Origin of the sequence: Bacillus sp. bc15, from assembly GCF_900142585.1 — a bacterium.
GTDB lineage: Bacteria > Bacillota > Bacilli > Bacillales > Bacillaceae_G > Bacillus_A > Bacillus_A cereus.
Map to the genome: position 1 here is coordinate 433,001 of NZ_FRBJ01000001.1, position 25,591 is coordinate 458,591.

The following is a 25,591-nucleotide window of genomic DNA, read 5'->3' on the forward strand; positions in this document are numbered from 1 at the left end:
AGACATTTTCAAGAAAAAGAATTTCTTTGTAATGAGAAATTCTTTTTTATTTTTGCCTAAATTAAACGCAATGAAAACGATATTTATTTATTGTTAAACGATAAAAAATATGATAAAATTATGTTATCATTAAAAAAATGAGGTATTGTAAATGAATCTTAAACGAAGTTCAACAACGTTCTTAAAAGTAATTATTTTTCTTGCTGGAATTTCAGTACTTGCTTTATGCATATTTTTAGTGCCGGAAATGGCGGATTTCACAGAGAATTTGTATCCTAATATTGCTTCGATAAAATATCTTGTTTTCATTGTGATGTATGGAGCAGCTGTGCCTTTTTACGTTGCTCTTTATCAGGCTTTCAATCTTTTACAGTATATTGACGAGAACACAGCGTTCTCGGAATTATCTGTAAAGGCGTTAAAGAATATAAAGCACTGTGCAGTTACAATCAGTGGTTTGTATGTATTGGGTTTGCCACTTTTTCATTTTATAGCGAAAAAAATGGACCCTCCTATTGGGTTAGTGGGACTTATTATCGTTTTTGCTTCGCTCGTTATCGCCGTTTTTGCCGCTATCCTTCAACGCCTTCTACAAGAAGCAATTAACATAAAATCAGAAAATGATTTGACAGTCTGAGGTGGTGGATATGACAATTATTATTAATATTGACGTCATGTTAGCAAAACGAAAGATGAGTGTAACGGAACTTTCGGAGAAGGTTGGAATTACGATGGCGAATCTTTCTATTTTGAAAAATGGGAAAGCAAAAGCGGTTCGTTTTTCAACATTAGAAGCGATATGTAAAGCTTTGGAGTGTCAGCCAGGGGATATTTTGGAGTATAAAAACGATGAGAATACTCAATAAAAAAAGATAACAAATGTAAATAATAGAAGTCAATAAAGAAGGGATAGCCACTAAGCTATTCCTTCTTTACGTTAATTGCTGTTACTAATAAAAAATAAAATTTGAATTGCAATGTTTGCTTATCAAAAGGGAACTTGCTACCTTTTGAGGTAATCCGTTTTGTGGAAGACAATTATTTGCCAAAAAGGCTATTTTAACTATGTTTTAAATTATTTTGAGCGCATCAAAATCTTCATTTGTATTATAGTTGATTTAAAACCCAGTTTGTTGCATCTTCAAAGTTATCTGCAATGTAGTTTGGTTCAATATGTGCCCATTTGTCTCGGTACGTATGCAAAGCATCATACCCAGCGCCTGTTCGGACTAGAATCGTTGTCGCATTTACTTTTGCTCCTGCAACAATATCAGTCCAGCGATCACCAACTACAGCACATTGTGTTAAATCAAGCCCATGTTTTTTTGCTGCTTTAAGCAGCATGCCTGTACTTGGTTTACGGCATTCACAACCATCACCGTGTTTATGAGGACATACATAAATATCATCAAAACCGAAGCCTTCTAATTCTTGTACAAAATCGGCTACAGTTGCTATTCCATCTGCGATACCAGGTTGATTTGTGAAAGAGAAAATTTTTATATTTTTAGCTTTTAGTTTTTGCAAGGATGTTTTTGTGAATGGAAATAATGTAAAAGATCCTGGATAATGTATTGTAGTGTCACCACCAATTGTACCGTCACGATCAATGAAAATTGCTTTAATGTTTGTCATAGTTATAGTCCCTTCAATTATAAGTAGTTTAAAAATGTTTTACAAATCGGTAGCCATTTACTTCATATCCTAATTTTTTGTAAAAAGGATGAGCTTCTACTCTTTTTGTTCCACTAACTAGCCATGTGCCAATGCAATTATGTTTCTTTGCTAATTGCTCTGCATAATCCATCAATACTTGTCCAATGCCTTTCCGTCGTATGTTAGAATCGACGCTAATAATTGAAATCTCTCCATAACGTGTTACATCTTCTAAATTTTCACGTATACGAAATCCAAGTAATCCAAATATAGCTTCTTCTTCCTCGTAAACATATAAAAAATCAAACGGACTCATTTGTACGAATTGTAATCGATTGTTCATATCTTCATAGGAAATAGAGGAACCTTTTAATTCTTTCGTTAAAGAACAAAGTGCGTCTATATCATCTATCGTTGCTTCACGAATTTGAAAAGACATATTATTCACCCCAATAAAATGTAATCAAACATTTAATATTCTGTTAAAAAATGTTTTTTCCTGCTATGAAAATAAATATTTTATAATGATATACAGATAGTTATATGTTATTCTTTTCCTTGATTGTATTGGAAATGGAAAGAGGGGAAATGCATGTTAGAAGTAAATATCCGCTCAGCCGGATATGAAATAGGCGAAAAAACAATTCATGATATAGCTTTTTCTATCGAAAAAGGTGAACTAGTTGCTCTTATTGGAGCAAATGGTGCTGGGAAGAGTACGACGATAAAAACGATGCTCGGATTACTTGTAAATATGGACGGTGAAATATCATTCGGTGAAAAGAAAAATCCGTATGCATACGTGCCAGAACATCCAACATACTATGATTACTTGACGCTCTGGGAACATATTGAATTATTAATGGCTGCTCGTGGAAGTGAAATGGGAAGCTGGGAAGAACGAGCGGAACAATTATTACATACTTTTCGAATGGATAAGCATAAACATGAGTATTTATCAAAGTTTTCAAAAGGTATGAAACAAAAATCGATGCTAATATTGGCGTTTTTAACTGAGCCAGATTTTTATATCATTGATGAACCCTTTATCGGTTTAGATCCAGTAGCTACGAAAGAGTTTTTAAGTTATTTATATAAAGAAAAAGAGCGCGGAGCAGGAATTTTACTTTGTACGCACGTATTGGATACTGCTGAAAAAATTTGTGAAAGATTTTTACTCATTTCACAAGGTACATTAGTCGCAGATGGACATTTAGAATCTATTCAAATGTTAGCGGAAATGCCGGGTAGCTCATTACTAGACTGCTTTGATGTAATCGTAAGGCGTGAACAACATGATTAAACAACAATTTTATAAAAGATTACGCCATGAGCTTCAGCGGAAGTGGAAGTCTATACGTTCGGTAACAGATTGGACAGTTGCATTATATATTATTATTCCAGCACTTATATTTATGGGAATTTATTATCGATCGCTATGGATGGGAAATTTATCAATGGAAGAGACGATTTATTTCGGATTAGGATTACTCGTATTTTATCTAATAACATATCCGAGAGGAGTTCGTTCGTTTTTTGAACAAGCGGATAGTTTATTTTTAATTTCATATCCAAATCATATGCGAAAATTAGTCCAGTACGGCATGATGTACACATTTGTTCGAATAGCGATAACGAATGTAATAGTAGTTGTTATTATGTTACCGGTGTTGATGAAAAGTATCGGAGTAACAGAGATACAAGTCCTATTATTTTGGGTATTCTTTACTATATTTCGATTTATGATGTCGTTGTTAACGAGATTTATTCATGTACATGCGGAGAAACGATGGGTTTTATGGATTGTAAAAAATGTAGTATTTTCTATGAGCGTGTCCTTTTTTGGAATTAGTTTATTTTTTATTTATAAAAATCCATTTTATTCAATTCTATTTATCGGTTTAGTAATTTTCTTAAGTAGTGTATTAGTAAAAGCGAAAATGAATTATAAAAAGTTCTTTTTTAAAGAAATTGAGAAAGAAAAGGAGGAAAGCATGCGCTGGACGAGCGGAATTATGCAAGTTGGTGGTCATGCGGCTAAACCGAGTAGTTCGAATAAAAAACCGTGGATGTTTCCGTACTCTAAAAGACTTTTAGGAAAAAAAGCTGATTCTCGTATTGTCGAATCTTTTTTGAAAGAATTTTTCCGTACAAGTACTGCACGAATATTTTATATTCAAATTGTATGTATCAGTACTGCAAGTATAATTATGACTCCTAGGTGGATTGCAGCTATTGTTCTCGTATTTGCTGTAGTTGCAATTTCTCGCTATGCACGTGATTATTGGAATGAATTTACGAATAAGATGTTTCTTCATTTATATTGTGATGAAGGGAACTTACTTTTGTTAAGATGGAAGGCAAATCGTTATTTACTACTACCAGCAATACTTTTGTATGGAATAGTTATACTTGCCCAGTTTTATTTATTGCCAGCTGTGATTGGTGGCATTATTTTTATTTTATTAATTGTATGGATTGTATTTTTACCATTAAAAAAGAGCCATTGACGGCTCTTTTTCTAGTCTGTAACACATTGATAAATAAAATATACTAAAACGAGTATGCTTGCGGCGGAATACATGACATCTAAAGTCATCTGATCGCCTCCTTATTATTGTTGTATTTTTATTGTATGAAACCTTACAATTTCATATTCAAGTGAAAAATATGTGAACGTTAACAAAATTGTAAAGTGCAAAAATTACAATCATTTTGTATAATAGAAGAAACCACCGTTATATAAAAAAATAATGAGTGAAAGGGGAGGGAACATAAATGCCAAATTGGTTTAGAAAAACCTTAGTCGCATTAATTACCGTATTTACATTTGGTTTAGTGACGCCTCCTTCCATATTACTTGATAATGCCAAAGCTGCGGACAAGCCTACGAGCACAGCTGGGCAACAAAGTTTGGAGAGCACGTCCTATACATATGAAGAAACGAATGACAGGTTAACCACCGATACTTTTATTACTTATGCAATGCAAGAAGCAGAAAAGCAGTCGATGCAAAAGTTTGGTACTAAAATTGGTCCAGTAATTGAAGATGAGTTTAAAGATGTAATATTACCGAAAATTGAAGAGGCAATTGCTGAGCTTGCTAGTGATGTACCAGAAGATTCACTACAATCATTAGCGATTTCTCAAAAACCAGCTGGTGGAAATAATGAAAAGATTTTTCACGTCTACGATACGAAATCAGGAAATGATTTATTGCGTTTCCATGTAAGAAGAGATCATCCGCCGCAAGATGGTTATTATTTTAATTTCCATTATCACCGTTTTGATGATGGATACTCTGGACATCATGAGTTAGGAAATATTTATTGGAATACGAATGTACCGCCGAAATGGTTGTCTTAAAAAGAACAAGAGAAAATCTTGTTCTTTTTTATTTTTATAGAAGGGACAGACAACTATGTTGTTGAATAACATAGGTTTAGAAAAAAGAAGCAAAAGGAGTATGGAGATGCAAAAATATATTGTTTTTGACTTTGATGGCACATTAGTAGATTCACAAAATATATTTGTACCGATTTATAATCAACTTGCTGAAAAACATGGGTATAAAGCAGTAAAGGAAGACGAAATTGAACATTTACGTAAATTAACGATGACAGAGAGATGTAAACAACTCGATGTACCACTGTATAAATTACCGATATTAGCTTTGGAATTTTATAAATTGTATCAGCCTGCTATAAAAAATCTTGTTTTATTTCATGGGATGAAGGATGTATTAGATGAACTACATAAAACAGGATACGGTATTGCGGTCATATCATCTAACTCAGAAGAGCATATTCGGGCGTTTTTGCACAATAATGGTATCGAAAATATTCAAGAAGTGTATTGTTCTAAAAATTTGTTTGGTAAAGATAAAATGATAAAAAGATTTTTAAAATCGAAAAAGATAACAGAGCAAGATATGTTATACATTGGTGATGAACAGCGAGATGTAGCAGCTTGTAAAAAGGCTGGGGTGAATGTAATTTGGGTATCTTGGGGATATGATGTTATTGAAACAGTGAAAAAAGACGCACCCGATTATATGGTTCATAAGCCGATGGAAATTGTGCAAGTAGTACAAGGAGTGTATTCATCATATTGAATTTTGAGTAGCAAATTTAGAGGAATCCATTTCTTATTATGATAAGTTGTTTCCGATAATTGGATGGAGAAAGTTAAATGAAGTAGCATATAGCACGGGAGAAAGTGAAATATACTTTAAAGAAGTAGATGAGGAAATCGTAAGGACGTTAGGTCCTAGACATATTTGTTATCAAGCTATTCATAGAGAAGTAGTTGATGAAGTAGCAGATTTTCTTTCTAGTACGAAAGTGAAGGTAATACGTGGTCCAATTGAAATGAATCATTATTCAAAAAGGTACTATACGATTGATTTTTACGATTCGAATGGATTTATTGTAGAAGTAGCCTATACACCAAATGCAGAAATGTAAGGGAAATAGATATGAAGATAATTACAGCACGGCAAAACAATATACAAATTGTAAAAGATGCAGCGAATATTGAAGAAATTTCTAAAGGTTTCTCTCCAGATAAGAAATATGTAATTACGAATGCAAATAATGAAAAATATTTATTTCGGACAGGAGATATAAAAGAGTATGAAAGAAAGAAAATAGAGTTTCAAATTTTAAATGAAATGGTAAAACGTAACGTACAGGCACAAAGGCCAATTGAAATAGGTATATTGGAAGAAGAAGGTGTATGCTATAGTATTTTTTCATATTTAGAAGGGGAAGATGCGAAGAAGCTATTGCCTACGTATTCACCAAAAGAACAATATGATATTGGCATAGAGGCAGGAAAAGATTTAGCAAAAATGCATACATATGAAGCTCCTAATGATATACTTCCATGGCATGAAAGAGCAATGAAAAAACATAGTAAATATTTAGAAGCATACAAAACATGCGGAATAAAAATAAAAAATGATGATAAGATTATTAAGTTTATAGATGAAAATGAAATGTATGTAAAGGATCGCCCAAATCGATTTCAACACGATGATTTTCATTTAGAAAATATAATTGTACGGGATGGGAAATATGTAGGTGTAGTTGATTTTAATGGTTATGACTGGGGCGATCCACTGCATGATTTCGTGAAAATTGCACTATTTGCAAGGGACATTAGTATTCCGTATTCAATCGGACAAATAGAAGGATACTTTAATAGGAGAATACCAGAGGAGTTCTGGAAATTATATGCGGTGTACGTTGGCATGACAGTTTTCTCATCAGTTGTCTGGACATTAAGAGCAGCACCACATATGTTGGATGATACGTTAGAGCGTCTTACTATTGTATTGGAAGATCATAAAAACTTTGAGTTATCAAAACCAAGTTGGTTTCAACCAGATAAGATTGATATGAAATAGAAAAGGTAGGTGTGATTTGCACCTACCTTTATTTTTTACCATCAAAATAATTATTTAATTTTCTTAAATGTAAGCGGCTGTGTACTTAACATAGCAGGTACATGTAACTGAAGGGATGGGAATTCACCACGTACATTCATTTCATAAGCGAATAATAAGCTCATTTTCATTTGGAATAAGTCAACTTTTGTAGAGAAGATGTCGTAATGATGATGCCCTAATTGAATATCCATTTCCATAAATTGTACATATAACGAATCATCTCGTTTGTATACTTGTAATGTTCCGTATGCAGGATGTTCAAAAGTACCAGTATAATCCTCTAACTTGTGCGAAGGTGTAGTCCCTTTAATTTGTTCAGGGAGGGATTCAGTTGCTTCTTTCATCATTTCCTTCATTTTTTTAGTATCTTCTACAGCACGTTTATGCCAATCAATGGATTCTAATTCAAGTAGTTCGTCATAAATTTGATTAGCGAGATAAGTAGGAAGTAATGTTCCTCCAGCATTCGTTAAAATGACAAGGCCTATGTTTTCTGTTGGTATAAATGAAACAAGCGCTGAAAATCCATCGATATTACCGCCATGATGAATCACTTTTTTACCACGATAAGCGCTAATAAACCAACCAAGACCGTAACTATTTAATGGAGATTCAGGGAGTGATAAAACCGGTTGGTCTGGAATTGAATTGTGTGGTGTATACATTTGTTGTAATAATTCAGAGGAGATTAATTCATGATCTCCAAATTTTCCTTCATTTAAGTGGAGAAGTACCCAATTTGCCATATCTTCAATTGTGGAATTAATACACCCAGCAGCGCCAACTGTATCGATGTTACGGAATGGAACTGCTTTTATTTCACCGTCATTTTCAATGTAAGGTAAAGCATAATCATCTGTAGTTTGTGAATCGTTAACAGAGAAGTTTGTATGTCTCATATTTAAAGGTTCTAAAATATGTTCTGTAGTGTATTGCTCCCACGTTTGATTTGTAATGTTTTCAACAATGTAGCTAATTGTTGCATACATTAAGTTGTTATATAGAAATGCAGTCCGGAACGGTGCATCAAGTGGTAAATGTTTTATTTTTTCAACGAGATCTTTTCGAGATAAGGAAGAACTATACCAAAGAGCCTCATGACGACTTACTCCAGTTCGATGAGAAGCTAAATCCCGTCCTGTAACTTGTGAGCTAGCAAGTAGTTCAGATAAAGTAAAGTTAGGTATATAAGACTGGATAGGGGTATCCCAATTAAACTTTTTTTGCTGTGCTAACAAGCTTAATGAAAGTGTGCCAAATGCTTTCGTTGAGGAACCGATTGCGAATCGAGTATTCGGTGTAACAGCCTCTTTTGTTTCTATATTACGATAGCCGAAACCTTCTGAAATAATAACTTCACCGTCTTTTATAACAGCGACAGCAGCACCAGGAACATTTAAATCCTTCATCATTTTTTCAACCGCTGTTTGTAAAGAAGTCATAACAGGCGTTTCAATTTTAGACATACTTCTAACCTCCAAATATAAATTTTGTTCTACCGCACTATACTTTCGGTAATAGAAAATGAAAACCTTTTTAAATTTGGAAAGTTAATAATTTTGTAAGAATTAGCGGAAGAAATTTTATTAATTAGGATTATTAAATTTACCATTTTTCATGTTATGATAAATTGCATATACGATTGAAAGAAGGTTTTCCTACATATGAAACATGCTGAAAATGAATACTTAAATTTATGCCGCCATGTAATGGAACATGGTACGAAGAAAGAAGATCGTACAGGGACAGGAACTGTATCTGTATTTGGATATCAAATGCGTTTTGATTTGAGTAAAGGATTTCCTTTATTAACGACAAAAAGAGTACCATTTCGCCTTGTAGCAAGTGAACTACTTTGGTTTATGAAAGGTGATACAAATATTCGCTATTTATTGCAGCATAATAATAATATTTGGAATGAATGGGCGTTTAAGAGCTGGGTAGAAAGTGATGAGTATACTGGTCCTGACATGACGGATTTTGGTCTTCGCTCACAACAAGATGAAGAATTTAAAGTACAGTACGATGAGCAGATGGAATTGTTTAAAAAGAACGTTTTAGAAGATGATGATTTCTCAAATAAATATGGTTATTTAGGAGACGTTTACGGTAAACAGTGGCGAGCTTGGAAAACGACAGCTGGTGAGACACTTGATCAATTAAAAGATGTAATTGAAATGATTAAAAAAACACCAGACTCACGTCGTTTAATCGTTTCTGCTTGGAATCCTGAAGACGTACCAAGTATGGCATTACCCCCTTGTCATACATTATTCCAGTTTTATGTAGCGGACGGAAAGCTTTCTTGTCAGCTATATCAAAGAAGTGGTGACATATTCCTTGGAATACCATTTAACATCGCAAGTTATTCACTACTAACACATTTAATTGCACACGAATGTGGTCTTGAAGTAGGGGGATTTGTTCATACAATTGGTGATGCACACATTTATACAAATCATTTTGAACAAGTAGAAAAGCAATTGGCACGTGAACCACGTCCGTTCCCGAAACTTACATTAAATCCAGATGTGAAATCTGTTTTCGATTTTGAAATGGAAGATTTAACGATTGAAGGATACGATCCGCATCCAGCAATTAAAGCACCGGTTGCAGTATAATTGTAGAGGAGATGAAAAAATGATTGTTTCATTTATGGTCGCAATGGACGAAAATAGAGTAATTGGTAAAGATAATAATTTACCTTGGCGTTTACCGAGTGAATTACAATACGTGAAGAAAACAACGATGGGTCACCCGCTTATTATGGGAAGAAAGAACTATGAAGCGATTGGTAGACCGCTGCCTGGAAGACGTAATATTATTGTAACTCGTAATGAAGGATATCACGTTGAAGGATGTGAAGTTGTTCATTCTGTAGAAGAAGTATTCGAACTATGTAAAAATGAAGAAGAGATTTTTATTTTTGGCGGAGCGCAAATTTACGATCTCTTTTTACCATACGTAGACAAGTTGTATATAACAAAAATTCATTATGCATTTGAAGGAGATACATTCTTCCCAGAAATGGATATGACAAATTGGAAAGAGATTTTTGTAGAAAAAGGTTTAACAGATGAAAAAAACCCGTATACGTATTATTACCACGTATATGAGAAACAACAATAATAAAGAAGATTGATGTGAGAATTCGCATCAATCTTTTTATTTATATTCACCAATATAAGTTTATAGATGAGATTCGATAGTGCTATAATGATAGGTAGCATGTAAAAATGCTAAAATTTTCAAAAGTACTAATATAGAAAGAGGAGGAGAATCGATTGAGAAAGATATGGGGGATTCTTTTTCTTTGCTTAACATTCATGTTAGTTGGATGTGGTAAAGAAGAAAAACCACAAGAAGCGTTTGATACATATGTAAAAGCGTGGAATAAACAAAAATTTGCAGATATGTATGATCAACTATCAAAAAATGCAAAAAAAGATATTTCAAAGAAAGAGTTTACTGAGAAATATGAAAAAATTTATTCTGGTATCGAAGTGAAAGACTTAAAGGTAGAAACAGGGGAAATAAAAGAAGATAAAAAAGATGAAGGCCCTGTTCCTTTTAAAGTAAGCATGGATACAGTTGGTGGTAAAATTACTTTTGGCCATGAAGCAAAAATGGTGAAAGAAAAAGATGGAGATAAAGAATCTTGGAAAATAGATTGGACTCCTGATTTTATTTTCCCTGGCATGACGAAAGATAGTAAAGTACGTATGCAGACAACACAGCCAAAACGTGGTGAAATATACGATCGTAATGGAAAAGGTCTTGCAACGAATGGGAAAGCTTCTGAAATCGGATTGATTCCTGAAAAGTTAGGCGATACTGCTCCGCAAACGAAAGAAACAGTAGCGAAGTTATTAAATATGTCTGTAGAAGAAATTGATCAAAAATTAGCTGCTAAATGGGTAAAACCAGGGTATCTCGTACCAATTGGAATTTTGCCTGAAGGGGCAACGCAAAATACGTACATTGATTTACCAGGTGTTTCAACAAAACCTGTAAATGTTCGTACATATCCGTTAGGGGAAGCGGCAGCTCATCTGACTGGTTATATTGGAAAGGTAAATGCTGAAGATTTAAAAACGCTACAAAAGAAAGGCTATCAAGCTGATGACCCAGTTGGTAAAGCTGGTTTAGAGCAAGTATTAGAGGAAAAGCTACGCGGTAAAAAAGGTGGCCGTGTCTTTGTAGAAGATGCGCAAGGAAAAGAAATTAAAAACTTGGCAAAAACAGATGCTGTTGATGGAGAAAATGTAACTTTAACTATTGATAGTGCTGTTCAAGAAAAAACGTATAATGAAATGAAGGGCGAAGCTGGTTCAAGTGCAGCAATCAATCCGAAAAGTGGAGAAACAATTGCACTAGTAAGTAGTCCAGCATATGATCCTAATTTAATTGCACGAGGAACATCGAAAGCGCAACGCGAAGCTTGGAATAATGATCCGAAAAAACCGATGACGAATCGCTTTACACAATTATCGGTACCGGGTTCTGTATTTAAACCAATTACAGCTGCAATTGGTCTTGAAACGAAAACAATCGATCCAAAAGAAGAGTTGAAAATTGAAGGATTAAAATGGACAAAAGATTCTTCTTGGGGTAATTATTATGTAACGCGTGTGAAAGATGCAAATCCGATTGATTTTGATAAGGCGATGAAATACTCGGATAATATTTACTTCGCACAAGAAGCTTTGAAAATCGGAAAAGACAAGTTTATGAGTGAAGCGAAAAAATTCGGATTCGATGAGAAACTACCAATTGAATATGGATTCCCTGCTTCTAAAATTGCAAATGACGGCATTAAAAATGATATTCAAATGGCTGATACAGGATATGGACAAGGTCAAGTATTAATGACTCCTCTTCATTTAGCTTTAACGTATGCGCCAATTGTAAATGATGGAACGATTCCATCACCGTATATTATTAAAACAGATAAACAACCAAAAGCTTGGAAAGAAAATGTAATTTCTAAAGGAAATCAGGATATATTAAAAACTGCTATGACGAAAGTAATTAATGATCCGGATGGTACAGGGAAAATTGCTAAAATTGATGGAATGACTCTTGCTGGAAAAACAGGTACAGCGGAATTAAAAGTATCAAAAGAGGCCGAAGGAAAAGAACTAGGCTGGTTCGCTGCATTTGATTTGAATGCGCCAGATATGGTCATTACAATGATGATTGAAGATGTAAAAGGTAGAGGTGGAAGTAACATTCCAGCTGAAAAAGTAAAACATGTTTTTCAAAAATAATATGTAATAAAAGGCTATCTCTATAATTTATAGAGGTAGCCTTTTTGTATGAGAAGTCTTAATATCTGTATACTAAATTTTAGAGAAACAAAATAAATCATTAACTTACGAAAAAAAAGTAGCTATTTTTTATTGACATTGAATAAAACTTTTTGTATTATACTTACATAAGGTAAGTTATTAACTTTTAAAAAACAAATCTTGAATTGAAGATAAAGAGGAAAAAGGGAGAGAATACAATGACAAAAGTACTATTTATCACAGCAAATCCAAATTCAGCAGAAGGTTCTTTCGGAATGGCAGTAGGGGAAGCTTTCATCGAGGCTTATAAAAACGAGCATCCACAAGACGAAGTTGTAACAATTGATCTATTCAATACTACTGTACCAGCAATCGATGCAGATGTATTTGCCGCTTGGGGTAAATTTGCAGCAGGTGAAGGCTTTGAAACTTTAACGGAAGCTCAACAACAAAAAGTAGCAGCAATGAACACAAACTTAGAAACATTTATGCATGCAGATCGTTATGTATTCGTAACTCCAATGTGGAACTTTAGCTATCCACCAGTAGTAAAAGCATACTTAGATAACGTAGCAATCGCAGGTAAAACATTCAAATATACTGAAAATGGTCCAGTCGGCTTATTAGAAGGTAAAAAAGCACTTCACATTCAAGCAACAGGTGGCGTATATTCTGAAGGAGCATACGCAGCTGTAGACTTCGGACGCAATCATTTAAAAACTGTATTAGGATTTGTCGGTGTAAATGATACTGATTATATTGCAGTTGAGGGTATGAATGCAAACCCTGAAAAAGCACAAGAAATTAAAGAAGCGGCAATTGCTAATGCTCGTGAATTAGCAAAACGTTTCTAATATAGAATGCTTAAAAAGTCCAAACACTTGCTGTTTGGACTTTTTTTCTTCTTTTTCCTTCGTTTGTCTAGTATAATGAAGGTCGGAATGATAATAGGTGGGGGTTCTGTATGATTCAAACGTTTTTTAAAATCTTTTATTTAATTTTAATTGTAATTGCGATTACACCGAGAATGTGGCGTCTTAAAAGACAAGTAAATACGATGGCGCCAAAAGAAAAAGATAATGCTGTGTATAAAACGACAAATTGGTTTGGTAAGAAAATGGTACGTGTAGCTGGAGGGACAGTAGAAGTGAAAGGGCTTGAAAATGTTCCGAAAGACAAGCCGGTACTAGTTGTAAGTAATCACCAAAGTAATATGGATATCCCTGTTTTACTAGGTTACTTAAATAAACCAATTGGATTCGTGTCAAAGGCAGAGATTAAAAAGTTCCCAGTTGTACCAACTTGGATGGAACTTATGAATTGTGTATTTATGGATCGTAGCGATCGTCGTCAATCTCTTAAAGCAATTAAAGATGGAATCGAACTATTAAAGAATGGACATTCTATCGTAATTTTCCCAGAAGGAACGAGAAGTAAAGGTGGCGAAGTTGGAGAGTTTAAGGCTGGTAGTTTCCATCTTGCAGTAAAATCAGGTGTAGCAATTTTACCTGTAACGTTAGATGGTACATATAAGATGTTTGAAGCGAATGGAAATCGTATGAAGTCAGCTCATGCAACAGTAACAATTTCTAAGCCGATTACACCTGAAGAGTATGCGAATATGGATATTAAAGAATTAACGAAGCATACACAGGAAGTTATCGCATTACAATTACATAAGTAATAAAAAAGGTTTCAGCTTATAGTAAGCTGAAACCTTTTTTATTATGCTGTAGGTAAGACATAAAAGAGTACACAGAAGAACATCATCGTACTACCACCTAAAACGAACAGGTGCCATATGGCATGGTTGAAAGGTAGCTTTTCCCAAAGGAAGAATATAGCTCCGACAGAATATAAAATTCCACCTGCTAAAAGTAGTGAAAAACCATGTCCAGTTAGATTTTCATAAAGTGGTTTAATGGCAACGATTATGAGCCAGCCCATAATGATGTAACATAAAGTTGATGCCTTTATAAAGCGACGTACAAAGAAGATTTTGAAGACGATACCTCCGATTGCAAGTGTCCAAATTATAGCAAGCAACGTCCATCCTAATGGGCCACGAAGTGTAATAAGTAGAAAAGGAGTATACGTGCCAGCAATCAATAAATAAATGGCTGAATGATCTAAAATAGTAAATATTTTTTCTACTTTAGGATGATGAATGCTATGTAGCAATGTTGAAAACAAGTACAGTAAGAACATGCTTACACCATAAACAGTAAATGCGACTACAGCTGATGCGGTACCGTGCTTAGAAGCATGAATAATCAATATGATTAAGGCAGGGATGCTTAAAATGGCACCGATACCATGTGTAATTGCATTTGCAATTTCTTCTTTTACAAATTGGGTCATTCGTGTCATTTTTTCAGTCATAATGCAAATCCTTTCTACTATCATAAAATAATATGTCATTTCCCTTACCATATCATACACAAGAGCAATAGAAAATGAAATTTGTATAATTGATTATATTTTTGAATTTTTTTGACAAAAGGCAATGGATTTGTTGACGTTTTCAAACTTTTTTGACAAAATAAAATTATGTAATAGTAGGACAAGGAAACTACTAATAAAGGGGATGGGGAAATGTTTTCAAATATTGGCTTTCCAGGGTTAATTTTAATTTTAGTAGCAGTACTCATTTTATTTGGACCTAAAAAATTGCCGGAAATCGGGAAGGCTTTAGGGGAAACGTTAAAAGAGTTTAAAAAATCAACGAAAGAATTGACAGATGACGCATTTCAAGAAAAGGAAAAGAAAGAAAAACTGTAATGTATTTTCCTTGTAATGGATAAATAAAGTGTGGTGAACGAGATGGAAGATCGGGAAATGAGCGTAGTAGAACATATTGTTGAACTTCGAAAAAGAGTAATATATACGGTGTTATCCTTTGTACTATTTTTAATTATTGGATTTACTTTTACAAAGGATATTTATTTTTGGCTTGTAAAAGATTTACCAATGAAATTAACTGTTCTCGGTCCAAGTGATGTATTGTGGATTTTTTTCTCGATTGCTACAGTATTTGCTATCGTTTGTACAATTCCTTTTGCTGCTATACAAATTTGGTTATTTGTAAAACCGGGTTTACATCCAAATGAACAAAAGATGACAATAATGTATATACCGGTATTGTCTATATTATTTATCGCAGGTTTATGTTTTGGATACTTTATTGTAATGCCGTTTCTATTTCACTTTTTAACTACGATAGGTAATGAAATGTTTAATACGATGTTTACGACAGAAAAGTATTTTCATTTTGTACTTAATTTAACAGTTCCATTTGCGGTGATTTTTGAATTGCCAGTTGTTGTAATGTTTTTAACTAGTATTGGAATACTTACGGCGGAATTTTTAATAAAAATAAGAAGGTACGCTTACGTAGCATTGATTATCATTGCATCTTGTATATCACCGCCTGACTTTTTATCTCATAGTTTAGTTGCGGTGCCGCTTATTTGTATTTATGAAGTAAGTATTGCTTTATCAAAGGTTGTAAGTAAGAGGAAAAAGAAAAGAGAAGAAATGCAGTCGAAAAGTGCCTCGTTATAAAGGCACTTTTTTATTTATTTGTTATACTATAGCTATAAACGTATACAATATATAGAAGAAAAAAATTATAGAATCTCCAAAATTTAGACAAACTTTGCGCTTTTATAAGCTTATACTAAATGTATTAAACAATTGATGGGTAATGAGGTTCCCGTCTCAGGGATATTTAGGACGGGAAGATGGATTAGGTGGAGATGAATAGAGTATAAATCTTCTAGCCATAAGGACTACAGAAATCATATAAGTCTGATTTTACTCCACTTTAAACAACGTCTTACAGCGCAAAGTAGAGGAAGTTCAAAAATCCAATGAAAAAGAGGATTGATATTGTGATTACGAAAAGTTTTTATTTCACTCATTCAACAGGGGATTGTATTAAAATATTCGAAATCCCTGTCCTACAGGCACAGCATCCATTATCGTTTCTAATTCAGTCTCGTCTTCAATTATTTATTGCAAAAATTCAAAAACAAAAACATCCAAGATTTTCATATTCTTTCCGTGAATATTTACAAAATTGTTTGAAGTGGAATGATTATTTAAATGTATATAAAACAAATACTCTTGAAAAAAATGCATGATATAGAGTAGAGACAGGGTTAGGAGCTCTGTCTTTTTCATTTTAGATATAAAAATATAATTAATTTGATGAAATTTCGTTCCAAATTGTTGAAAGCAGTGGGAATACTAGTATAATAACAAGGAGAGCGTATTGGAAAGGGAAGAATATAATATGCAAAAAATTAAAATTGTAACAGATTCAACGGCAGATTTATCACAAGAGGTAATCGAGAAGTATGACATTCATGTTCTACCATTATCAATCTCTGTAAATGGACAAACATATTTAGATCGCGTTGATCTACAACCAGATGAATTTATTGAAGAAATGATTAAATCAGAGGAACTACCAAAAACATCACAACCTGCAATGGGTACATTTGTAGAAATGTACGACAAGTTAGGTGAAGATGGAAGTGAAGTACTTTCCATTCATATGACAAGTGGAATGAGTGGTACTGTAGCAACTGCAAATAGTGCTGCATCAATGACTGATACAAAAGTAACAGTTGTTGATTCTCAATTTATTACACATGCTTTAGCATATCAAGTGATTGAAGCTGCAAAAATGGCAAATGAAGGACGCTCACTAGAAGAAATTTTAAAACGTGTAGATGAAGTAAGAAAGAATACTCGTTTATATGTAGTAGTAGATACATTAGAAAACTTAGTGAAGGGTGGACGTATCGGTAAAGGAAAGGCGTTTATCGGTTCGCTGCTTAATATAAAGCCAATTGCTAGTCTTGAAGATGGTGTTTATAATCCTGTAACGAAAGTTCGTAGCCAAGGCCAAATTGTAAAAACATTAGCTAAGTTATTTGAGCAAGATACAGCTGGAAAAGTTGTAAAGGCTGTTGCAATTCCGCATGCGAAAGCAATTCCTTTAGCTGAAAGTATGAAAGCGGCGGTTGAAAAAGTGAGTGGGTTTGCTCAATCAGAAATTTTCTATACAACGCCTATAATTAGTACTCATACAGGTCCAGGTGCAATCGGATTTATGTATTTAGCAGAGTAATAAAAAAGCTACTTGAAAATATATTTCAAGTAGCTTTTTTATGTAAATAGAAAGTAAGAAATAAGAAGAGCTATACAGGCACTACCGCTAATAATATAGCGAGTCTGTAAATATTCATTCATAGATAACACCCTTTATCCTGCTATTTGCGGACAGTAAAACTCCCACCTCAAAATTTAGCTGGAGCAAAGAGGTTAGGTGGCGGGCTGTCCGTAAAAGCCCGATTGGTGAAGGTTAATAATCAGTGGGGATAAAGAAACTCCCACTGATTAAAATTTCATTATAGGATTTTCTATATTATATGTTGGATATAGAAAATCAGTCGTTACGTTACACTACACATGTAAAGTTTCAATTTTTTCATTTACTTGCTTATCATTTGTTGCGTTACTATAAATAAAAGTTTGGCCTAAAAAGAGTACATGCAGTTGTTCCCATGGTAACATGCGCAAATTCCAATTATTTCGAAGTCTAGTTATTGCTTCACGAGGTGTTTCATCGGCGAGTGCAAAAGCTCCGTAATGCATCGGTATAAAATGCGTAGCGTTTAAATCTAAATAAGCTTGCACAGCTTCTTCAGGTGAAACATGAGATACTTTCATAAACCATTCTGGTTCATAAGCGCCAATGGGCATAAGAGCAATATCAATTAAAAAGCGTTCACCGATTTCTTTGAAACCTTGGAAATAGCCACTGTCGCCACAAAAATATATGGTTTCCATAGTCGTTTCATTATCAATAATCCATCCGCCCCAGTGAGACGTATTCATATCAAATAAGAATCTTCTCGTCCAGTGCTGAGCAGGTACGAAGTGAAAAGAAACTTCGTTAATTATCGTACTTTCCCACCATTTATACTCTTCTACATGTTTAAATTTCTTACGAGTAAATAATTTTTTTAATCCGATAGGTACAAGATATAGAACATCATCATTCAACTGACGAAGAGTTGAAAAGTCTAAATGATCATAATGACCATGTGAAATAAGGACAATATCAATTTTAGGCAGTGCTTCTATAGAGAGTCCAGGTTCTGTAAGTCTTGTAACTAGCTTTAATTTATTGGCCCATACTGGATCTGTTAATATATTAAGTCCATTCGTTTGGATAAGAAAAGTAGAATGCCCAATCCATGTGACAGTCGTTTTTTTTACATTACTTTGCAAAAATGCACTTTGTTTAACGGGTGATTGTTCTACTAAGAAAGAAAAATCTTTTTTGTTTTGCTTTCGTTCTTTACGCCAGCGTAAAAAAGAGCGAATTGATTTTTTTGTACTAACATTATCCATATTTTCATAGCGCTTTGCCATGAACATCACCTCATTTACAATCGTTGTATTTGTATTGTACCGAAATGTTGTTAAGGAATACAGTGTAAAACATGGATTAATGTTTAAGGAATTGTTAAAAAATAGGGAGAGGTATTTACAAAAGTAACAATAAAATTAGTTTTATCAATTCTATTTATAGAAATAATAGTAAAAAAATATATTTTGTCTAGTAATTCGCTTGAAATAAAGAAGTAACATACGTAAATTCGTACGATTTCGTGAACAAATGTAGTAAACAATTTTCTCGTAGTGTTAACTTTTGTTATTATAAACATAACCTATTTAAATTTAGGATAGAGAAAAGAGGTTTATAAATGAAGCGTTATCAAAAAATAATTGGTCTTATGGTTGTATTTTGTCTCTTTGTACTTGCTGGATGTAGTGAATCAGGTTCAAAGCTTCGTAAACCATTAAATTGGGATTTAGAAACTTTCCAATTTACAAATCAAGATGGAAAGCAATTTGGTACAAAAGATTTAAAAGGGAAAGTTTGGGTTGCAGATTTTATGTTCACAAATTGTCAAACAGTTTGTCCACCAATGACTGCAAATATGGCCAAGCTGCAAAAGATGGCAAAAGAAGAGAAGATAGACGTTCAGTTTGTTTCATTTAGTGTAGATCCAGACCTTGATAAGCCGGAAAATCTGAAAGCTTTTATTCAAAAGTTTACAGAGGATACTAGTAACTGGAATTTATTAACGGGATATTCGTTAGAAGATATTACGAAGTTTTCAAAAGATAATTTCCAATCACTTGTAGATAAGCCGGAGAATGGTCAGGTCATGCATGGTACATCATTTTATTTAATTGATCAAAACGGAAAAGTAATGAAAAAGTATAGTGGAATTAGTAATACGCCATATGAAGACATTATACGTGATATGAAGCGATTAGTGGATTAAAAATAAGGGTGCTATGCACCCTTATTTTTTTGCATTAGTCTATGGATAAAATGTCATGTTGTTGGGGAAGTTTCGGCGCCCGAATTTCTAATACGCCGTTTTGATAAGAAGCTTTTGCTGCTTTTTTATTAATTGAATACGGCAACTTAATCAATCTTGATGCTTCTGAAATGGAACGTTCCCGGCGATAATAGTTATGGGATGTTTCTTCTTCTTCTTCGAGTATCTCTTCTTTTACAGAGACTTTTAAGTATTCACTTTGTATTTCAATTTGAATTTGCTCTTTTTGTATACCTGGTAGTTCAGCTGTAACAACGAGTTCTTCACCAACTTCATATAAATCTACAGGGAATGTTAATAAACGGTTTCCTTTTTGGAAAAAATGATTTAAATCAGCGATTACATTGCGAAGAGGTGTTTGCTCGAAGAAATCATCAATTTGCTTTAAGTAATTACGAACCGGTGGGCGAGAAGAATCTTTTTTTTCTTCACTCATGGTATTCCCTCCTAGAAATCAATTTGCAATATCATATGACAAAAGCGGAGAAAGGTGAGTGCCTAGTTTTCATGTTTTCATAAAAAATTGTTAAAAATGTGAAATGGAGTGATTTTTTTATAGTTTTTGGTCGCCATATTCAGTTGATTATGCTAGTATAAATAGGGTTGATATAGTAGTATAGAAACAGAATGAAAACCGAAAGAGGGTAAGAAGTATGTGTGGTTTTGTAGGATGTTTATGTGAAAACCCTAGAGAGTTTTCAGAAACAGAAAAACATCAATTTGAAAATATGAACACGATGATTTTCCACCGTGGTCCAGATGACGAAGGATATTTTCGTGATGAACATGTACAATTTGGCTTCCGCCGTTTAAGTATCATTGACTTAGAGGCAGGACATCAGCCGCTAACTTATGAAAATGATCGATATGTAATTATTTTTAATGGTGAAATTTACAACTATGTAGAATTACGTGAAATGTTACTTGAAAAAGGTGCAACGTTTGCAACACAATCTGATACAGAAGTTATCATTGCATTGTATGCACATATGAAAGAAAAATGTGTAGACTATCTTCGTGGTATGTTTGCATTTATGATTTGGGATCGTGAAGAGAAGAAACTTTTCGGTGCACGTGACCACTTCGGTATTAAACCTTTATACGTCGCACAACAAGGTGATACTACATTCTTCGCATCTGAGAAGAAAAGTATTATGCATGTCATGGAAGATAAAGGAGTTAATCCAACGTCACTACAACATTACTTTACGTACCAATATGGTCCAGAGCCAGAAACATTAACAATTGATGTTAATAAAATTGAGCCTGGTCATTATTTCGTAAAAGAAATCGGTAAAGAGATGGAGATCCATCGCTACTGGAAACCTTATTTCAATGCTTCAAGCGCAACGAAAGAGGAGCATATCCAAGCAATTCGTGATGTGTTATACGATTCAGTAAAAGTGCATATGCGCAGTGATGTACCAGTAGGTTCATTCTTATCTGGTGGTATCGATTCATCTATTATCGCTTCTATCGCAAGAGAAATGAATCCAAATCTTTTAACATTCTCTATTGGTTTTGAACAACGTGGTTTCAGTGAAGTTGATGTTGCCAAAGAAACTGCTGAGAAATTAGGCGTTAAAAACCATAACGTATTCATTTCAGCGAAAGAGTTTATGGATGAGTTCCCAAAAATCATTTGGCATATGGATGATCCTTTAGCAGATCCAGCAGCTGTACCATTGTACTTCGTTGCAAAAGAAGCACGTAAGCATGTAACAGTTGTTCTTTCAGGTGAAGGTGCAGACGAGCTATTTGGTGGTTATAACATTTATCGTGAGCCAAACTCACTAAAAATGTTCTCTTACATTCCTAGCCCAGGTAAGAGCGTTCTAAAAGCATTAAGTGGTGCTCTTAAAGAAGGATTTAAAGGTAAGAGCTTCCTAGAGCGTGGATGTACGCCAATTGAAGAGCGTTACTATGGAAACGCGAAAATCTTCCGTGAAGAAGAGAAAGTTGAATTAATGAAGTATTACAATGAAAGTGTTAACTATATGGATATCACGAAACCATTGTATAACGAGATTAAAGATTATGATGATGTAAGCAAAATGCAGTACATTGACATGTTCACATGGTTACGTGGTGACATTTTATTAAAAGCTGATAAAATGACAATGGCAAACTCATTAGAACTTCGTGTACCGTTCTTAGATAAAGAAGTATTCGATGTTGCATCTAAAATTCCAACTGAATTTAAGATTGCTAACGGAACTACGAAAGCTATTTTACGTGAAGCAGCACGCGGAATCGTTCCAGATCACGTATTAGATCGTAAAAAACTTGGATTCCCAGTACCAATTCGTCACTGGTTAAAAGACGAAATGCATGATTGGGCTATCAATATTATAAACGAGAGTAAAACAGAGCATTTAATCGACAAACAGTATGTATTAAACTTACTGGAAGCACATTGTGCAGATAAAGGCGATTATAGCCGTAAAATTTGGACTGTCCTTGCGTTTATGGTATGGCACCAAATTTATGTTGAGCATAAATACGATACGAATAAGTTCCATGAAGAAACAAAACGTGCGTATAGCTTAGTTTAATTAGAAAAACCTTAAGATCGCATACGGTCTTAAGGTTTTTTTCATAAATAGGAAATATTATTGATACAATAATAGTAAAAGGATGGACGACATATGATTACGTTTGAGAAAGTTACTGTAGAAAATGAAAGCGTTGTTAAAGAAATGTTTAAATCGCATAGTTTAGGTGAGAAAAAGGTACAGTACTGTGTGAAAGTTGATGATACATATATTGGTGTAATAGATTATAGTGTTCAAGAGGAACGAGCTGTTTTATCACAGCTAATTATTCATTTTGATTACCAAGGTTACGGTTATGGTGCAAATACGTATTTTACATTTGAAGAAATGATGAAACAAAGAAATGTGAAAGAAATAAAAGTGCTACAAGAGGAATTAACAGAAAAGGCGAAGTCTTTCATAGAGAGTTTTGGTTTTACTTCAGAAGATGAAGAGTATGTAAAGAAAATATAACGATGATTACTTATGCGATAAAATAAATATAAGGCAGGTGGATGTATGACGATGACTTCTGGTCTTGTATTAATTGGAGGGTGCTTTATAGTAGCAGAATTATGTCATATACTCATTCGGAAAAGAATGAGTAAGAAAAAAAAGCCGTATGAATTACAATACGTCCCTGTCTTTTTCATTATGTTTTGTATGCTTAGTACATTACAAAATCTAATGAACTTTCCACCACTTGTGAATGTTTTTTTAAAGTTCGGTTTACTTTATAGTGGTGCTGGAATAACACTTTTATTTATTTTATTTTGCATACGTTATGTTCACTATCAATCGTATATATTTATTTTAAATTGGTTAAAGCAAGATGATAGAAAACGCCTTACATAAGGCGTTTTTTTTATTTGTAATTGTAACAGAACTTGTACATTTCACATAAAATAGGACGAGTAGCAATGCAAACATATTACAAGAAAGGGGCGGGGCAATAAAATGAAACTTGTTATAGACGCAGGGCACGGTGGATATGATTCTGGTGCTGTTGGTAATGGTTTAGTAGAAAAAAACTTAACACTTCAAATTGCTAGACGCGTTCGAGACATTTTAACGGTAAATTACCCAATTACAATTAAAATGACACGTGATAGTGATGTGTTTATTGCTTTATCGGAACGTGCTAATATTGCCAATGCTTTTGGTGCGGATTATTTTATTTCATTTCATATTAATAGCGGCGGGGGTACAGGTTTTGAAAGCTATATTTATAATGCGTTATCCAACAGCAGCACTGCATATGCAAAGCAACAAAAGATGCATACAGCAGTAAATCCTGTATTAACAAAATACGGTCTTCGTGATCGAGGAGCAAAAAAAGAAAATTATGCGGTATTAAGAGAAACCACAATGGATGCAATTTTAACTGAGACTGCCTTTATTGATACAACGTTTGATGCAAATTTATTAAAAAATCCACAATTTATTGAAGATCTAAGTCAAGCGTATGCGAATGGAATAGCGGCTATTTTTGGAGTAGCTCCAAATCCACAACCTCCTAACCCACAACCGACACCTCAAACGAAGGGAATCGCTTATATCCTTGGGAAAAATGTAAATTTAAGAAATGGTCCATCAACTTCTTCCTCAGTTATTCGTCAATTAAATTCTCCAGAATCTTACGTTGTATATCAGGAAAGTAACGGATGGTTAGATTTGGGGAATGGACAATGGGTGTATAATGATCCTTCTTACATTAATTTTGTAAAGACAAGTAATAGTGATGGAAGTCCGATTGGGGTTGCATATATACAAGGGATGAATGTAAATTTAAGAAGTGGTCCATCAACTACATCTGCAGTTATCCGCCAATTAAATTCTCCAGAATCTTATTTAGTATATATAAATGAAAATGGTTGGTTAAACCTTGGTGGAAAGCAGTGGGTATATAATGATCCATCGTATATTAAGTATACTCAATATTAGCAATTAAAATGATAATGCAATATGGATGCGTATCTTTGTTATGTATAACAAGGGTACGCATTTTAATAACAACATTTATTCTCATACTTATGCACTATGTTTTAAAAAGAAACATTAGAAAAGCGGATAGAATCTAAATAGTATATATTAAAAAAGTTTTCTGATATACATTGACAATGTATGTAGGATACATTAATCTTTAATTGCTAATGATAATCGATTTCATCTAGGGAGGACATATGATACATACTAAAAAACTAATTATGTTCTGCATTATGATACTCATGGTTGTAATTGCAGGATGTAGTAAAGAAGAGAAAAAGGAAAATGATATATCAGCGAAAGCAAAAGATTCATATACGGTAAAGCATGCAATGGGCGAAACGACAGTAAATGGTACACCTAAAAAAGTTGTTGTTTTAACGAATGAAGGTGCAGAGGCTCTTCTAGCTGTGGGCGTAACTCCAGTGGGGACTACAAAACCACGTGCTGGTGATGAATGGTATCCTCATGTAGCGAAAGAGTTAAAAAATACGGAAGTTGTAGGAACTGAACGTGATATTAATTTAGAGGCTGTAATGAAGCTTAAGCCAGATTTAATTATCGGAAATAAAATGCGTCACGAAAAAATATATGATCAGCTAAAAGAAATCGCACCAACTGTTTATGCAGAAACATTACGCGGTGATTGGAAAGAAAACTTTACGCTTTATACAAAAGCTGTAAATAGAGAAAAAGAAGGGCAAAAAGCTCTTGATGATTATAAAAAACGTATTGAAGGAATGAAAGAGAAGTTAGGCGATAAATTGAATTCTAAAGTTTCTATTATTCGTTTCGTGCCAGGTGATGTTCGTATTTATCAAAAAAACTCATTCTCGGGAGTTGTGTTAAATGATATTGGGTTTAAACGACCACCATTACAAGATAAAGATGATTTTGCGATAAAAGGAATTACAAAAGAGCAAATTCCAAATATGGACGGAGACTACTTATTCTATTTCACGTCTGATAAAGATGCAGATAAGAATAATGAAGGAAATTCGTTAGCAAAGGAATGGACAGAAGATCCACTCTTTAAGCAACTACAGGCTTCTAAAAATAATAAAGTATTCCAAGCAGATGAGGTAATCTGGAATACAGCAGGCGGTATTAAAGCTGCGAACCTTATGTTAGATGATATTGAAAAATATTTCCTTAAATAAATGATAAAATACATCACTTTTACGAAGTGATGTATTTTTTGTTTGTGAAAATACAGAAAATTCCTTCTTTCGGGGTGAC

Annotated in this window: 28 protein-coding genes and 1 pseudogene; 23 read left to right on the top strand and 6 right to left on the bottom strand. The window is 33.8% G+C overall.

Annotation, left to right across the window (positions count from 1 at the left end):
- Positions 1-151 precede the first annotated feature (151 nt).
- Complete coding sequence (locus tag BUA87_RS02240; RefSeq protein WP_071714354.1) at positions 152-637, top strand: DUF2975 domain-containing protein; 486 nt, start codon at positions 152-154, stop codon at positions 635-637.
- A gap of 10 nt (positions 638-647) precedes the next feature.
- Positions 648-866 (top strand): helix-turn-helix domain-containing protein, encoded by a 219-nt coding sequence (locus BUA87_RS02245; protein ID WP_000152534.1) that lies wholly within the window; start codon positions 648-650, stop codon positions 864-866.
- Positions 867-1,107: 241 nt separating this feature from the next.
- On the opposite strand, the gene BUA87_RS02250 is transcribed toward BUA87_RS02245, so the two are convergent.
- Together BUA87_RS02250 and BUA87_RS02255 are read right to left on the bottom strand one after the other, a co-directional pair.
- Complete coding sequence (locus BUA87_RS02250) at positions 1,108-1,635, bottom strand: HAD-IIIA family hydrolase (protein WP_000181782.1); 528 nt, start codon at positions 1,633-1,635, stop codon at positions 1,108-1,110.
- Between the two features lie 28 nt (positions 1,636-1,663).
- Positions 1,664-2,095 (bottom strand): GNAT family N-acetyltransferase, encoded by a 432-nt coding sequence (locus BUA87_RS02255; protein WP_000009776.1) that lies wholly within the window; start codon positions 2,093-2,095, stop codon positions 1,664-1,666.
- 153 nt (positions 2,096-2,248) lie between these two features.
- Here BUA87_RS02255 and BUA87_RS02260 point away from each other — a divergent pair, with 153 nt between their 5' ends.
- The 6 genes and pseudogenes from BUA87_RS02260 (at position 2,249) to BUA87_RS02285 (ending at position 7,066) form a co-directional block, all read left to right on the top strand.
- Entirely contained in the window at positions 2,249-2,959 is a 711-nt protein-coding gene (locus BUA87_RS02260; protein ID WP_000895234.1) for an ABC transporter ATP-binding protein, read from the top strand.
- Positions 2,952-4,166: an ABC transporter permease gene (locus BUA87_RS02265; protein WP_072938311.1), complete on the top strand. Its 1,215-nt coding sequence runs from the start codon at positions 2,952-2,954 to the stop codon at positions 4,164-4,166. Before BUA87_RS02260 ends, BUA87_RS02265 begins: the two co-directional genes overlap by 8 nt.
- A 268-nt stretch (positions 4,167-4,434) precedes the next feature.
- Positions 4,435-5,022 carry a YpjP family protein gene (locus tag BUA87_RS02270; protein ID WP_001134421.1) on the top strand — a complete coding sequence of 196 codons (588 nt, stop codon included), beginning with the start codon at positions 4,435-4,437 and terminating at the stop codon, positions 5,020-5,022.
- Between the two features lie 106 nt (positions 5,023-5,128).
- A complete protein-coding gene (locus tag BUA87_RS02275; protein WP_001174995.1) occupies positions 5,129-5,770 on the top strand; it encodes an HAD family hydrolase in 642 nt (213 codons plus the stop codon).
- Positions 5,757-6,122: pseudogene (locus BUA87_RS02280) on the top strand (VOC family protein). Before BUA87_RS02275 ends, BUA87_RS02280 begins: the two are co-directional and overlap by 14 nt.
- 11 nt (positions 6,123-6,133) lie before the next feature.
- On the top strand, positions 6,134-7,066 hold the full coding sequence (locus BUA87_RS02285; protein ID WP_000692072.1) for an aminoglycoside phosphotransferase family protein: 933 nt from the start codon (positions 6,134-6,136) through the stop codon (positions 7,064-7,066).
- 50 nt (positions 7,067-7,116) lie between these two features.
- Here BUA87_RS02285 and BUA87_RS02290 read toward each other — a convergent pair whose 3' ends face one another.
- Positions 7,117-8,574 (bottom strand): serine hydrolase, encoded by a 1,458-nt coding sequence (locus tag BUA87_RS02290; protein ID WP_000034318.1) that lies wholly within the window; start codon positions 8,572-8,574, stop codon positions 7,117-7,119.
- 198 nt (positions 8,575-8,772) lie between these two features.
- On the opposite strand from BUA87_RS02290, the gene BUA87_RS02295 reads away from it, so the two are divergent.
- From BUA87_RS02295 to BUA87_RS02315, 5 genes are all read left to right on the top strand, one after another.
- Entirely contained in the window at positions 8,773-9,729 is a 957-nt protein-coding gene (locus BUA87_RS02295) for a thymidylate synthase (protein ID WP_072938314.1), read from the top strand.
- Between the two features lie 19 nt (positions 9,730-9,748).
- Positions 9,749-10,237, top strand: a complete 489-nt coding sequence (locus BUA87_RS02300) for a dihydrofolate reductase (RefSeq protein WP_000637207.1) — start codon at positions 9,749-9,751, stop codon at positions 10,235-10,237.
- Positions 10,238-10,392: 155 nt separating this feature from the next.
- Positions 10,393-12,378, top strand: a complete 1,986-nt coding sequence (gene pbpC, locus BUA87_RS02305) for a penicillin-binding protein 3 (RefSeq protein ID WP_001227231.1) — start codon at positions 10,393-10,395, stop codon at positions 12,376-12,378.
- Positions 12,379-12,617: 239 nt separating this feature from the next.
- The gene (locus tag BUA87_RS02310) at positions 12,618-13,253 is read left to right on the top strand and encodes an FMN-dependent NADH-azoreductase (protein ID WP_000170028.1); all 636 of its coding nucleotides are present in this window, start codon (positions 12,618-12,620) and stop codon (positions 13,251-13,253) included.
- A 110-nt stretch (positions 13,254-13,363) separates the two neighbouring features.
- Positions 13,364-14,083 (top strand): lysophospholipid acyltransferase family protein, encoded by a 720-nt coding sequence (locus BUA87_RS02315; protein WP_000616580.1) that lies wholly within the window; start codon positions 13,364-13,366, stop codon positions 14,081-14,083.
- 41 nt (positions 14,084-14,124) lie between these two features.
- Here BUA87_RS02315 and BUA87_RS02320 read toward each other — a convergent pair whose 3' ends face one another.
- A complete protein-coding gene (locus tag BUA87_RS02320) occupies positions 14,125-14,781 on the bottom strand; it encodes a PAQR family membrane homeostasis protein TrhA (RefSeq protein ID WP_000136890.1) in 657 nt (218 codons plus the stop codon).
- Positions 14,782-14,994: 213 nt separating this feature from the next.
- Between BUA87_RS02320 and BUA87_RS02325 the strand changes: the two genes are divergently transcribed.
- The 4 genes from BUA87_RS02325 (at position 14,995) to BUA87_RS02340 (ending at position 17,539) form a co-directional block, all read left to right on the top strand.
- On the top strand, positions 14,995-15,180 hold the full coding sequence (locus BUA87_RS02325; RefSeq protein ID WP_000492442.1) for a twin-arginine translocase TatA/TatE family subunit: 186 nt from the start codon (positions 14,995-14,997) through the stop codon (positions 15,178-15,180).
- Between the two features lie 42 nt (positions 15,181-15,222).
- Positions 15,223-15,963 carry a twin-arginine translocase subunit TatC gene (tatC, locus tag BUA87_RS02330; protein WP_000390119.1) on the top strand — a complete coding sequence of 247 codons (741 nt, stop codon included), beginning with the start codon at positions 15,223-15,225 and terminating at the stop codon, positions 15,961-15,963.
- Positions 15,964-16,292: 329 nt separating this feature from the next.
- Positions 16,293-16,544, top strand: a complete 252-nt coding sequence (locus BUA87_RS02335; RefSeq protein ID WP_000629012.1) for a DUF2535 family protein — start codon at positions 16,293-16,295, stop codon at positions 16,542-16,544.
- Between the two features lie 152 nt (positions 16,545-16,696).
- Positions 16,697-17,539: a DegV family protein gene (locus BUA87_RS02340; RefSeq protein ID WP_029948540.1), complete on the top strand. Its 843-nt coding sequence runs from the start codon at positions 16,697-16,699 to the stop codon at positions 17,537-17,539.
- A 335-nt stretch (positions 17,540-17,874) separates the two neighbouring features.
- On the opposite strand, the gene BUA87_RS02345 is transcribed toward BUA87_RS02340, so the two are convergent.
- Positions 17,875-18,849 carry an MBL fold metallo-hydrolase gene (locus BUA87_RS02345; RefSeq protein ID WP_001129640.1) on the bottom strand — a complete coding sequence of 325 codons (975 nt, stop codon included), beginning with the start codon at positions 18,847-18,849 and terminating at the stop codon, positions 17,875-17,877.
- A 335-nt stretch (positions 18,850-19,184) separates the two neighbouring features.
- Between BUA87_RS02345 and BUA87_RS02350 the strand changes: the two genes are divergently transcribed.
- Positions 19,185-19,772, top strand: a complete 588-nt coding sequence (locus BUA87_RS02350; RefSeq protein ID WP_000833332.1) for an SCO family protein — start codon at positions 19,185-19,187, stop codon at positions 19,770-19,772.
- 34 nt (positions 19,773-19,806) lie between these two features.
- Here the strand turns inward: BUA87_RS02350 and BUA87_RS02355 are convergent, their stop codons facing one another.
- On the bottom strand, positions 19,807-20,268 hold the full coding sequence (locus BUA87_RS02355; RefSeq protein ID WP_001288086.1) for an Hsp20/alpha crystallin family protein: 462 nt from the start codon (positions 20,266-20,268) through the stop codon (positions 19,807-19,809).
- Between the two features lie 217 nt (positions 20,269-20,485).
- On the opposite strand from BUA87_RS02355, the gene asnB reads away from it, so the two are divergent.
- The 5 genes from asnB to BUA87_RS02380 all read left to right on the top strand — a co-directional run bounded on the left by asnB (position 20,486) and on the right by BUA87_RS02380 (position 25,512).
- Positions 20,486-22,387 (top strand): asparagine synthase (glutamine-hydrolyzing), encoded by a 1,902-nt coding sequence (gene asnB, locus BUA87_RS02360; RefSeq protein ID WP_000333826.1) that lies wholly within the window; start codon positions 20,486-20,488, stop codon positions 22,385-22,387.
- Positions 22,388-22,480: 93 nt separating this feature from the next.
- Positions 22,481-22,840 carry a GNAT family N-acetyltransferase gene (locus BUA87_RS02365; RefSeq protein ID WP_000627519.1) on the top strand — a complete coding sequence of 120 codons (360 nt, stop codon included), beginning with the start codon at positions 22,481-22,483 and terminating at the stop codon, positions 22,838-22,840.
- Between the two features lie 51 nt (positions 22,841-22,891).
- Positions 22,892-23,221: a hypothetical protein gene (locus tag BUA87_RS02370; protein WP_000200465.1), complete on the top strand. Its 330-nt coding sequence runs from the start codon at positions 22,892-22,894 to the stop codon at positions 23,219-23,221.
- 102 nt (positions 23,222-23,323) lie between these two features.
- The gene (locus tag BUA87_RS02375; protein WP_072938317.1) at positions 23,324-24,310 is read left to right on the top strand and encodes an N-acetylmuramoyl-L-alanine amidase; all 987 of its coding nucleotides are present in this window, start codon (positions 23,324-23,326) and stop codon (positions 24,308-24,310) included.
- Positions 24,311-24,549: 239 nt separating this feature from the next.
- The gene (locus tag BUA87_RS02380) at positions 24,550-25,512 is read left to right on the top strand and encodes an ABC transporter substrate-binding protein (protein ID WP_000581985.1); all 963 of its coding nucleotides are present in this window, start codon (positions 24,550-24,552) and stop codon (positions 25,510-25,512) included.
- Positions 25,513-25,591 lie beyond the last annotated feature (79 nt).

Bases quoted from the DNA above. Each gene is read 5' to 3' on its own strand.
- BUA87_RS02240 (WP_071714354.1), top strand. From the start codon at position 152: ATGAATCTTAAACGAAGTTCAACAACGTTCTTAAAAGTAATTATTTTT.
- BUA87_RS02245 (WP_000152534.1), top strand. From the start codon at position 648: ATGACAATTATTATTAATATTGACGTCATGTTAGCAAAACGAAAGATG.
- BUA87_RS02250 (WP_000181782.1), bottom strand. From the start codon at position 1,635: ATGACAAACATTAAAGCAATTTTCATTGATCGTGACGGTACAATTGGT.
- BUA87_RS02255 (WP_000009776.1), bottom strand. From the start codon at position 2,095: ATGTCTTTTCAAATTCGTGAAGCAACGATAGATGATATAGACGCACTT.
- BUA87_RS02260 (WP_000895234.1), top strand. From the start codon at position 2,249: ATGTTAGAAGTAAATATCCGCTCAGCCGGATATGAAATAGGCGAAAAA.
- BUA87_RS02265 (WP_072938311.1), top strand. From the start codon at position 2,952: ATGATTAAACAACAATTTTATAAAAGATTACGCCATGAGCTTCAGCGG.
- BUA87_RS02270 (WP_001134421.1), top strand. From the start codon at position 4,435: ATGCCAAATTGGTTTAGAAAAACCTTAGTCGCATTAATTACCGTATTT.
- BUA87_RS02275 (WP_001174995.1), top strand. From the start codon at position 5,129: ATGCAAAAATATATTGTTTTTGACTTTGATGGCACATTAGTAGATTCA.
- BUA87_RS02285 (WP_000692072.1), top strand. From the start codon at position 6,134: ATGAAGATAATTACAGCACGGCAAAACAATATACAAATTGTAAAAGAT.
- BUA87_RS02290 (WP_000034318.1), bottom strand. From the start codon at position 8,574: ATGTCTAAAATTGAAACGCCTGTTATGACTTCTTTACAAACAGCGGTT.
- BUA87_RS02295 (WP_072938314.1), top strand. From the start codon at position 8,773: ATGAAACATGCTGAAAATGAATACTTAAATTTATGCCGCCATGTAATG.
- BUA87_RS02300 (WP_000637207.1), top strand. From the start codon at position 9,749: ATGATTGTTTCATTTATGGTCGCAATGGACGAAAATAGAGTAATTGGT.
- BUA87_RS02310 (WP_000170028.1), top strand. From the start codon at position 12,618: ATGACAAAAGTACTATTTATCACAGCAAATCCAAATTCAGCAGAAGGT.
- BUA87_RS02315 (WP_000616580.1), top strand. From the start codon at position 13,364: ATGATTCAAACGTTTTTTAAAATCTTTTATTTAATTTTAATTGTAATT.
- BUA87_RS02320 (WP_000136890.1), bottom strand. From the start codon at position 14,781: ATGACTGAAAAAATGACACGAATGACCCAATTTGTAAAAGAAGAAATT.
- BUA87_RS02325 (WP_000492442.1), top strand. From the start codon at position 14,995: ATGTTTTCAAATATTGGCTTTCCAGGGTTAATTTTAATTTTAGTAGCA.
- tatC (WP_000390119.1), top strand. From the start codon at position 15,223: ATGGAAGATCGGGAAATGAGCGTAGTAGAACATATTGTTGAACTTCGA.
- BUA87_RS02340 (WP_029948540.1), top strand. From the start codon at position 16,697: ATGCAAAAAATTAAAATTGTAACAGATTCAACGGCAGATTTATCACAA.
- BUA87_RS02345 (WP_001129640.1), bottom strand. From the start codon at position 18,849: ATGGCAAAGCGCTATGAAAATATGGATAATGTTAGTACAAAAAAATCA.
- BUA87_RS02350 (WP_000833332.1), top strand. From the start codon at position 19,185: ATGAAGCGTTATCAAAAAATAATTGGTCTTATGGTTGTATTTTGTCTC.
- BUA87_RS02355 (WP_001288086.1), bottom strand. From the start codon at position 20,268: ATGAGTGAAGAAAAAAAAGATTCTTCTCGCCCACCGGTTCGTAATTAC.
- asnB (WP_000333826.1), top strand. From the start codon at position 20,486: ATGTGTGGTTTTGTAGGATGTTTATGTGAAAACCCTAGAGAGTTTTCA.
- BUA87_RS02365 (WP_000627519.1), top strand. From the start codon at position 22,481: ATGATTACGTTTGAGAAAGTTACTGTAGAAAATGAAAGCGTTGTTAAA.
- BUA87_RS02370 (WP_000200465.1), top strand. From the start codon at position 22,892: ATGACTTCTGGTCTTGTATTAATTGGAGGGTGCTTTATAGTAGCAGAA.
- BUA87_RS02375 (WP_072938317.1), top strand. From the start codon at position 23,324: ATGAAACTTGTTATAGACGCAGGGCACGGTGGATATGATTCTGGTGCT.
- BUA87_RS02380 (WP_000581985.1), top strand. From the start codon at position 24,550: ATGATACATACTAAAAAACTAATTATGTTCTGCATTATGATACTCATG.